The 3,984-nt window shown below is 51.0% G+C and carries 3 protein-coding genes, 1 tRNA gene and 1 pseudogene; 2 read left to right on the top strand and 3 right to left on the bottom strand.

Annotated features, from left to right (window positions below; translation table 11 throughout):
- A pseudogene (locus tag Q7O77_RS15310) lies at window positions 1-251 on the bottom strand (FtsH protease modulator YccA); the annotation flags it as partial.
- A 234-nt stretch (window positions 252-485) separates the two neighbouring features.
- Between Q7O77_RS15310 and Q7O77_RS15305 the strand changes: the two are divergent.
- Window positions 486-573 (top strand) — tRNA-Ser (locus Q7O77_RS15305).
- Between the two features lie 350 nt (window positions 574-923).
- On the opposite strand, the gene Q7O77_RS15300 is transcribed toward Q7O77_RS15305, so the two are convergent.
- On the bottom strand, window positions 924-1,649 hold the full coding sequence (locus Q7O77_RS15300; RefSeq protein ID WP_304169311.1) for a helix-turn-helix transcriptional regulator: 726 nt from the start codon (window positions 1,647-1,649) through the stop codon (window positions 924-926).
- Between the two features lie 410 nt (window positions 1,650-2,059).
- Here Q7O77_RS15300 and Q7O77_RS15295 point away from each other — a divergent pair, with 410 nt between their 5' ends.
- Window positions 2,060-3,385 (top strand): hypothetical protein, encoded by a 1,326-nt coding sequence (locus Q7O77_RS15295; protein WP_304169307.1) that lies wholly within the window; start codon window positions 2,060-2,062, stop codon window positions 3,383-3,385.
- 116 nt (window positions 3,386-3,501) lie between these two features.
- Here Q7O77_RS15295 and Q7O77_RS15290 read toward each other — a convergent pair whose 3' ends face one another.
- Window positions 3,502-3,891: a DUF4186 domain-containing protein gene (locus Q7O77_RS15290; RefSeq protein WP_304169304.1), complete on the bottom strand. Its 390-nt coding sequence runs from the start codon at window positions 3,889-3,891 to the stop codon at window positions 3,502-3,504.
- Window positions 3,892-3,984: the final 93 nt, after the last annotated feature.

The raw sequence follows: 3,984 nt of genomic DNA, 5'->3' as shown, positions 1-3,984 counted from the left end.
CCGGTCAGTGCGAAAACAGCCAGAATCCCCGCCGGGCTGTTCGCCAGTTTATAGGTCAGGAACATCAGACCATAGAATCCCGCCAGCATCAGCAGAAGACCGGGGGCGGGGAGGTTGAAGACGGTGCTGAGCGTTGCGGTGACGGCGGAAAATCCCAGCGTCAGCGACAGAAGGAAATAGGTATTGCGCAGCACTTTGTGGGTGCTAAGCAGCGATTGTTCACGTGATGTTGAGGTAACAATGCGATCCATAATGGCGACTCTCTCTTTAAGGGGTCTTTATTTCACGCCTAGAGTAGGTAGTCACGCTGTGTGATTAAAGTCATTTTACCCTTCTTTACTTGCATTCACGGGAGAATGCAGAAGAAAGAGTGAGCGAAATGATGAATTTGCACCCATTTAATCGCTATCAGCCTATTTTTAAGGCAATCAAACCGGTTGTCGCTTTACAATATCAGGCGGTCTGTTTATAGTTCGCCTCGTTGCGGAGGAGTGGCCGAGTGGTTGAAGGCACCGGTCTTGAAAACCGGCGACGGGAAACCGTTCTAGAGTTCGAATCTCTACTCCTCCGCCATCCATTTCAAGGGGTTGCTAAATAGCAGCCCCTTTTCTTTTGGCGTTATCCTACGCGTGAGCATCCCCCCTAGCCTTGTTTTCCTTTTTTATCATGTCATTGCGCCGTGCTATTGAGCATGGATTCGCACATTCCTCCCTTATCAACCGCTAACCCATCGTGGTTCCAGTACGCCAGATCTTTTATGAAGCAACGTGGTGCTGGCACGCGCTGCCGTTTCGGCGTGTTGTGAATGAAGGAGGTGGACCGAGACGATCAGGACGGAAGAGCGAAGATTTTACGTCAAGTCATGGTGACGGGCGGTTGAAGCACCTTTTTTGTCGGGTTGTCTGCGGCGCCCGGAATGCGGTTTAACCGAAACGTTTGAAATTGACGGACTGGCTGAGCAGCACTTTTGCAATGACGTGAAATTCATGCTGCTCTCCATCTTCGATGTGCCAGGACTGATATTTAGGGTTGTCAGACAGGACCAGCAGCCGATGTTTCAGCATTTGCAGCCGTTTGACATACAGCATGTTGCCGAAGACAAACACATAGATCCCATCTCCGTCGAAGGTGTTGACGGACACATCGACAAAGATCATGTCCCCCGGTTCGATAGTAGACGCCATGCTATCGCCTTTGACCGTCACCATTTTGATGGCGCTGGCGGGTTTGCTGCCAAACAGCATCCGTGCCTGCTCATGGGTGTATTCAATGGCTTTGACGGTTTCTACAAACTCCGACGACGACACGGCGCCGTTCCCCGCGCTGACCTGAATAGCGAGCATATCGACGCGATAACGTTGGCACTCCGGACGCTTCACAGGCAGGGGAGCCGCCGGAGACGTATTGGGGCAAATCACGGGGCGTTCGTCGTCTTCCCGGGACATGAAAAACCAGTGCTCAGGATAGCCGCTGAGTTGGGACAGTTTTTGCAGATGAGAGCCGCGTGGCGCCGTTTTACCCGACACCCAGCCCTGTACAGCCTGAGGTGAAATCTTCAGTTTTCTGGCCAGAATAGACTGGTTCCAGCCTTTCTCTGTAAGGAGTTGCGCGATGCGCGAAGCTGTGGTGAGTCGTTTTTTTTCGTTCATTTCACCTATGTTACAAGTAAATATTTAAATATTCATTTAAATTAAAACTTGTAATTAGGGAAAGATGTTGTAAGTTTTAATTGTCTACAACCAGTATGGAGTTAACATGACAAATTTTATCAATGTACCAAAAATCAACGCCGCCAACTCGTTACAGGGTATGTGGCCGCGTACACCCGTGACGACAGGGGGCGTTCTTGCTGCATTTCGCGCCTTACCGTCCGTAAACCGCCGCATCCTGCGCACAGCATTAGCCAAGTTGACTGTGCTGGGAACATTAGAAAACGTCTTCGTCCGTGTATGTCGAAGGTGGGTTATGAGCAAACGAGAGGGGTTCCACCATGTCCGAAGTCATTGAGCAACGAGTTTTCAGCAACGGTTTTCACCTATCCAGTGAGGAACCGGGATTCATGAATGATATCCAAACGTTTATTTACGACACAGAAACCTCTCTCTGGCACGGCTACTACCTTTGGAACGGAGACTATGCCTGGGGAGGGAATGGGACAGAATGGCGTCATTTCACCACGTCTGACTGGGTGAAATTTGAAGACCACGGCGTCGCCATTCCGAAATATAAAACGCCGCAGGGAGATATCGCTACCGGTTCGGTGGTCATCGATCTGGACAACCTTGTGGGTTATGGCGAGGGGGCCTGGCTAGCCTATGTCACCAGCTATATTGATGGGTTGCAGACCACCAATCTGTGGTACTCCAACGATAAGGGCTACAGCTTCTTACCCTGCGATTCCAATCCCGTACAACCCAACCATCTCCGCTTGGACAATTACCGCGATCCTTTTGCGTTTATTCAAAATGGTTGGGTCTATATCTACCTCGCTGAAGGTTACAAGATCGGTATTTACCGTTCCCGTACGGGGAAAGCGCCGTTTACCTATGTCGACAGTGTCATCATCAAAGACATGGGGTTGATTGAGTGTCCTACGTTGCTGGATATCAGCTGTGGCGATCTGGGGTACAACAAATCCGTGCTGGTGTTCGGCGCTAACGGGGGCACGTTAGGGACGACGGGGACGTTTATGCATGTCGGGACGCTGGACTACGACACGATGGTGTTCGGCAATATCGAAACGCCTGCGGCGGTCGCCATCGACAATGGGCCTGATTTCTACGGTGCGCGCGCTGGGTATGATGAAACCAAGAGTCATGATCGGCTGTATTGCCTGGGATGGGCCTCGAACTGGGGCTATTGGCAGGATAAAGATGCCCAGCCCATCATCGACAAAACCAGCAACATTGGCATTGCGACGCTTATGCGCAAACTCAAACTGCGCTATGTGAACAATGAATACTACATTGAAAATAAGCCCGTCTTCTCTTTCTCGGATGAGATCGTTTCAGAAATTACTGAAACCCTCGATAGCGGGGATACCGCGCTGCCATTAGTCATCAATGGCCGGGGCTATATCGGTTTTGACTTTCAGAGCAGCACCGCCAGCGAGATCAAAATCGAGGTGGGCGGTACAGACTGGAATTTTGTCGTGACCTATACCCCTGCGACGCGCGAGTGCAACATCCTTCGCCGATCGGGGAAAGCGGTAGGGATTGTCGAATTTGAAAAACCGCATACTTTTACGCTGAGCAAAGATATTACATGGATGAACATGTTTATCGATTACGGCGTCATTGAGCTGTTTTTCAGTTCGGGTGAGTCCTGCACGTTTGTGACCTTCTCTTCGGCAGGAGATGCACAGGTCAATATCGTCAGTATGTAATTGCCATCCGGTCCGTTCTCCCTTGCGCGAAGCGGACCGATAGAGGGTGTTTGACGCTGTCGTTCCTACAAAAACGGCAGCGCTTATCTATCCGCGAGCGCCATTCTCGCAACCCGCTATTGATTTCCCCGTCTGGTCTTTATCTCCGACTTCGCCGCCAAATCTTGCTCAATCCACTGCAAAATCACTTCAACAATGTCGCGTTGCTCTTCGGGCGTCAGCGGCCGCTGTTTGGCAATGCCGTGCCATTTTGACAAACATCCCCGACAGCAGGTCGCCGTAGCGTGTTGGGCGATAAAGACGGGATGTCCGCGCATGGGCGTCTGTTTTCCGTCATTGTTGGGCAATGCTGGCGCCAGCCGTTGCGCGATGAAGTCGGCGGCATGTGAAGCGATCACGGTTTTGCCTTTGGTATAGCAATAATCACGCTCTTTGGGGCCGAGATGGAACCGCTGGCGAAAAGTGGAGCGCGAAAGGCGGAGAAATAAATCTTGATGGGCAGACATGGCGCGGTGCTCGTAAACGTAAGTGCTCGAAAACGCAGGAAGCTTAACGGTTTTTACACGGCAAGCAAACTATAACAATATAACTATTTGTAT

It is taken from the genome of Lonsdalea britannica (assembly GCF_946477055.1).
GTDB lineage: Bacteria > Pseudomonadota > Gammaproteobacteria > Enterobacterales > Enterobacteriaceae > Lonsdalea > Lonsdalea britannica_A.
Note: the sequence above shows the minus strand (reverse complement) of the source record. Positions and strands in the feature narration are given on the sequence as shown.